3 protein-coding genes are annotated in these 5,946 nt (G+C 41.6%); 2 read left to right on the top strand and 1 reads right to left on the bottom strand.

What is annotated here, in order from left to right; all coding sequences use genetic code 11:
- The first annotated feature begins 956 nt into the window (after positions 1-956).
- Both VB740_RS16805 and VB740_RS16800 read left to right on the top strand, forming a co-directional pair.
- Entirely contained in the window at positions 957-3,155 is a 2,199-nt protein-coding gene (locus VB740_RS16805) for a CHASE2 domain-containing protein (RefSeq protein ID WP_323201104.1), read from the top strand.
- A 704-nt stretch (positions 3,156-3,859) separates the two neighbouring features.
- The gene (locus tag VB740_RS16800; RefSeq protein ID WP_323201103.1) at positions 3,860-4,096 is read left to right on the top strand and encodes a hypothetical protein; all 237 of its coding nucleotides are present in this window, start codon (positions 3,860-3,862) and stop codon (positions 4,094-4,096) included.
- An 89-nt stretch (positions 4,097-4,185) separates the two neighbouring features.
- Here VB740_RS16800 and nadB read toward each other — a convergent pair whose 3' ends face one another.
- A complete protein-coding gene (gene nadB, locus VB740_RS16795) occupies positions 4,186-5,862 on the bottom strand; it encodes an L-aspartate oxidase (protein ID WP_323201102.1) in 1,677 nt (558 codons plus the stop codon).
- Between the last annotated feature and the right edge of the window lie 84 nt (positions 5,863-5,946).

The raw sequence follows: 5,946 nt of genomic DNA, 5'->3' as shown, positions 1-5,946 counted from the left end.
CCGGTTCTGAAGGAGAGGTGCGCCGTAGCAATACGGACATCGACTCTAACTAGGGTGTGGGGTATAGGGTATAGAAATAAAAAACTAAAGTTTCAGGGTCTAAAGCCCAGTAAAAAAAAGATGTATTTCGAGACGCGCAGCGCGAGAAATACAGCGTCAATACTTCAATCTCCCGTTTTTAAACGGGGGTTCCCGAACCTGCAACCCTAAACCTGCAACCCTCTGAAATCCTATAGCCAACTGTATGAATACAGCAAAGTCTGTTTCCAGTTGGCTTTTTTGTTTTTGGTAATAGATAATAGGTATTGTCCAATACGCAATTACTAATTTTCCTCCGGCTTTTACCCTCAAATACCTCAAGCGGAAGAGAATTATTCAAGTATATTTACCCTAATATAATGTATAGTTTAATTTCTTTTTGCAGCACTTGGGAGCTAGCTTGGGATGTAATCATGTCAGAGCCAACCCAAAGATGTGTTTGTTGCAAGTTATCGTAATCCTTACTAAAAGACCTAATTGAGCAAAAATGTGCAAGTTTAATAGAACAAGCTTTACCACACAAGGCTTTAGGCGCTAAATTTGCCCAACTCACTTTCAACAATATTTAATACTTAATTTGTGCTGATAGTCACAAAAGTCCCAGTTCCTGTTTGGTCAGCTAATTAGCCTCAATAGTAATAAATGCCACAATGCCTTGAAGAAACTTGCTGAGTTTGAAAAGCTCTTAGACATTCTATTTAGGGACATCCAAGAATTAAATTATTCAATACCTGTATTCAACGTCACTATGCAATTTTTTCTCCCCCTGCCTCCCCTGCTTCCTCTGCTCCCCCTGCCTTCCAAAACCATTGATTATTTTTTAGTTGGAAGTCCCTTAGCTCCCGCTTGAGCTATGTTAGTCCGATAGTTAATAGCGATAGGAAATAGAGAATATTTCTCCCCACTAGGTAATGGGAATGAATCAGCAGCTAGGCAAGCGTTTTGTGAAGTTAATCTTTGGACTCAAACAATCGCTTAGTCGAGGACACAGAGAATTAATTACTGCCGCCAGCGTTGCAGTCTGCGTCCTGCTTTTGCACTCCATCGGATTATTGCAATCTTTGGAGTTGGCAGCTTTGGATCAGTTTTTTCGTTTACGCCCAAATGAACCTCCAGAAGAGCGTATTACCATCGTAATGATTGATGAAGTCTCTTTAAACGAAGTAGGTTCGTGGCCGATTCCAGATGCAAAGATTGCCCAGTTATTGCAAAAATTAAACCTCCACAAACCCCGTGCTATTGGCTTAGATATTTACCGAAATTTGCCAGTAGAGTTTGGTAATCAAGAATTGCATAATGCTTATAAGTCAATGCCCAACTTGATTGGTATTCAACTACTGGCAAATGATAAAAATGTTAGTGTTTCACCACCACAGGGGTTAGCTCAAGATCAAGTGGGCTTTAACAACGTGCTATATGATCTTGATGGTAAAGTACGCCGCAGTTTGTTGTACTGGCACGTTAAAAGTCAGGTACACGAAAGTTTTGCCCTGAAGTTGGCTTTATTGTATTTAAAGCCAGAGGGAATTACTCCCACCAAAGCAAAAAACAACCCTAAGTATTTGCAATTGGGTAAGGCAGCATTTACTCGTTTTGAGGCTAATGATGGTGCTTATGTGGGAGCTGATGCCAGAGGCTACCAAATTTTGAGCAATTTTCCCAAACCTAAATGTCAAAGTTCATCTGGAGAATTTTGTAGTTTTCGCCAGGTATCAATGAGAGATGTACTGGCAGATAAAGTTAAAGAAAACTTAATCAAAGATCGGATTATACTCATTGGCTCTACTGCGGCCAGTCTGCAAGATTTTGTATTCATTCCCTACTCCAGCAGTCTAATGGGTACGGCAAAGCCTGTACCTGGTATTCAACTGCAAGCTTATTTTATTAGTGAGTTAATCTCAGCAGCTCTGCAAGGACGACCCTTACTCAAGGTCTGGCCTGACTTAGTGGAAGACTTGTGGATTTTTATCTGGTCTTATCTGGGAACTGTAATGACATGGCGGATACGACACGCAACTAAGAGCCTCTTCAGCATCCTAGTTGCTTGTTTTGTATTAACCCTCAGCGCATACCTTGCTTTCTTGTACGGTTGGTGGATACCGCTCATTCCGTCACTGTTTAGCTTTTGCAGTTCAGCTATTTGGATAACCAGTCGTATTGCCCACATGCAGGAAGAGTGGAAACGTTCCAAAGAATTTTTGCATCACGTAATCAATACGATTCCTGATCCAATTTTTGTGAAAAATGAACGGCACCAGTGGATTGTTTTAAATGAGGCGTATTGTCAATTTATCGGTTATCCGAATAAGTTGTTAATTGAAAAGTCAGACTATGACTTTTTCCCTGAACATGAAGCCGATGTGTTTCGACAACAGGATGATCTTGTGTTCCGGACTCAACAACCCCAGGAACATGAAGAAGAATTTACAAATGCAGATGGTCAGACTCATCAGATTGCCACTAAGCGATCGCTCCACAAAGACTCAGCTGGCAATTTCTTTTTAGTTGGGGTTATCCGAGATATTACTCAACGCAAGCTCATGGAGGAACAGCTAAAACGTACTGCTGCTGAACTATATCGCTCTAACAATGAATTAAAACTCAAAGAAGACCACTTGCGTTACTTAGCATATCACGATCCCCTCACAGGTCTATCCAATCGCAAATTTTTTGCCGAACAACTTTACGAGTCATTACATTGGGCCCAACACAACAACTTATTGCTGGGGCTGCTGTTTATTGATTTAGATGGCTTTAAGCAAGTCAATGATACTCTGGGGCACGAGACGGGCGATCGCTTGCTAATGACTATTGCTAGACGACTAAGCAACTCTTTACGCGTTAGTGATACAGTTTCTCGTTTGGGTGGCGATGAATTTACTGTGATTTTACGGGCAATTCCTAATGTTCAAATAGCTGCTAAAATCGCCGCTAAAATTTTAGCCAGTATTAGCAAGCCAATTGTTTTGGACGGCTATGTAATCCGAGTTTCCGCCAGTATTGGCATTAGTGTCTACCCATACAACAGTCAAGACAGTGAAACTTTGATGAAACAAGCAGATGCAGCAATGTATCGTGCCAAGCATTTGGGTAAAAATCGCTACGAATTTGCTTAATTACGTAAAAATCAAGCCTCCAGACTTTTCTAACTTGTGTCAATATTTTTACCCCTAGATTCAGAATATAGAGTTGTAAGACGTACAAGGCCCTATCTTGAAAAAGCATCACATAGATGACCAGAGTGTTTTTTTAGGCAATATGAACGCCTAGCAAGGCTTTTTACCTTTAAGAATAAAGAATTAGTCATCAGAGGTAATTAAAAATTAGCTTTATCCTGCTAAGTATTTTTGCTTAATAAAATGTACTTGATATGACAGTAAAACTACGGTAATTTATAAGTATATGATTTTTTAGATTACTTTAAAATGGCAGCTTGGCTGTTTTGTATTTATATATACTTAATTGTATGAATTAAAATTATACGATTAAACCAGCATGTTTGATATTTTCTGAGCCTCAATATTCACTGAACATAGTGTTTATACTTAAAAGAATTAAGTTACTATTAATAAATAGAGACTTAGAAACAATGATCACAGTAAGCTTCAACATATCTAACTTTAGGCTGATGCAAAAATAACCTATTAAGAATATCACTTAAGTAGAAAGACTATTTAATACAAGCAAATAGCACCATTTTTGTATGCTAATAGTAAGAATTTAATAAAGTTAAAATCAATTTTTTAAAAAATAAGTAAATATACGGCTAAAAGTAAAAAATACATTCTTAAACCAAAAACTAGTAAATTTACTGAAAGATATGAAGGCTAATTTCCAAATCACAAAGTTCATGATATTCTGTATAGGCGCTTACATCCTATTACCGAAAATTGCTGCCTCTACAGGTATGTTTAATATTGCAAGTGCTAATACTTTTAGCGCTACTAGCAGCAGTACTTTAATTGTTCACAAAGTTAATTCTCAAAATTTAAAAGACATATATATCCCACCAAATTATGGTGGTCCTGATAGTCAGCATGGTAGTGGTACCCGCTGATAGCAATTTTGGATTTTAGGCGCGATTAAATTTTGTCCTAATCCGCAAGCAGTAAAGCTAGTTGCCAATAGAAGGCTGTTAGAGAAATTTTAATCAAGATAAGCAGATTTACACCAACGATGTGTTTGTACAAGTGTGTGAACTTGCCAATTAGGATCTGGTTGAGGATAGTCTAAACGGTAGTGTCCACCTCGGCTTTCGGTTCTAAAAGCAGCACTTTTGAGAATTAAATCAGCCACATCTAATAAATTCCGAGTTTCTGCCCAAAGTCTCAATTGCCGTTCAACATCTGGTATGTCAAAACTAGCTGGTTCTCCGGGACGTAAAGCAAGCAAGAATTGACTTAAACGTAGGATAGCGAAATCTTGCTGCCAAGATTCAACAGTAACGATCGCATCTGCCAACCTTGATTGCTCCCGACAAATACCAGCACTTTCCCACACTAAACGTGGTAACTTCTCCCTAAGTGTTTCTAGCTGTGTTTGCTGGATGTACCACTCATTAGTATCAGCACTAAACTTTTGTAATGGTAGTAATGGTGCTTTTGAGGGCAGATCAATATTTTCCAACTCGATTTGGGACATCTGGGCCCCAAACACAATACATTCCAGCAAGGAATTACTGGCAAGGCGATTTGCCCCATGCACCCCGGTACTAGCGGTTTCACCCACCGCGTACAAACCTTTAATATTCGTGCGATTCATCAGATCCGCAACAATCCCACCCATCCAGTAATGGGCAGCAGGCGCTACAGGGATTGGTTCATGGAAGACATCAACTCCCCAATGCTGACAAACTTTGATGATGTTGGGAAAGCGGTGACGAATCTTGTCAGGGGGGATGGGGCGCATATCTAACCACACATGGGCAGTCGCCAAATCAAGGGCGGTACGTTGTAAATGGCTGAAAATTGCTCTACTAACCACATCTCTGGGTGCGAGTTCACCCGCAGGGTGGTAATCAAAGGCAAAACGTCGCCCTTCATTATCGACAAGGTGTGCGCCTTCGCCGCGTACAGCTTCGCTAATCAGAAAGCGATCGGCACCAGGTTTAGTCAGGGCTGTGGGATGAAATTGCACAAATTCCAAATCGCGGAGGATAGCCCCAGCTCGATATGCGATCGCTACCCCATCACCAGTACTTACAGCTGGGTTAGTGGTTTGGGCAAATACCTGACCACCACCGCCAGTTGCCAGTATCACAGCACCCGCTTTAATCCATGTGATTTTACCTTGATAAAACAGGCTTATTCCCTGACAGCGATTGCTTTCAGGTTCAAGCCATAAACTCAAAGCCAAAGCTTGCTGAATGACTTGAATATTCGGGCGACGTAATACTTGGGCGGTAAGGGTGGTTGTAACTTCCCTGCCTGTGGTGTCCGCAGCGTGGAGAACACGGTTGCGAGAATGGGCAGCTTCTAAAGTTAAAGCCAAGGTTTGGCCATGACGGTCAAAAGCAACTCCCAAGTTAACTAGGGATTGAATGCAGTTAGGAGCAAGTTGGGCGAGAAATTCTACAGCAGTGCGATCGCACAAACCGGCACCTGCCCGGATCGTATCTTCAATGTGCAGCGTGGGAGAATCTTCCGGGGCAACTGCTGCGGCAATGCCACCTTGCGCCCAATCACTGGCCGACAAAGCAACAGTTTCTTTGGTAATCAAGCCGACTCGCAAAGACTCCGGTAAGCACAGCGCTGTGTATAATCCGGCGGCACCAGCGCCGACTACTAAAACATCAAATTGGCTAGGAATATCTATCTGAGGCAAGGTAATGGTGAGGGGAGAGGGGGCAGGGGGCAGGGGGCAGGGGCAGGGGGAGCAGGGGGAGCAGGGGGAGCAGGGGAAGAAATT

It is taken from the genome of Nostoc sp. UHCC 0251 (assembly GCF_034932245.1).
Lineage (GTDB): Bacteria > Cyanobacteriota > Cyanobacteriia > Cyanobacteriales > Nostocaceae > Nostoc.
The sequence above is the reverse complement of the archived record's forward strand: the minus strand, read 5'-3'. Positions and strand labels throughout refer to the sequence as shown.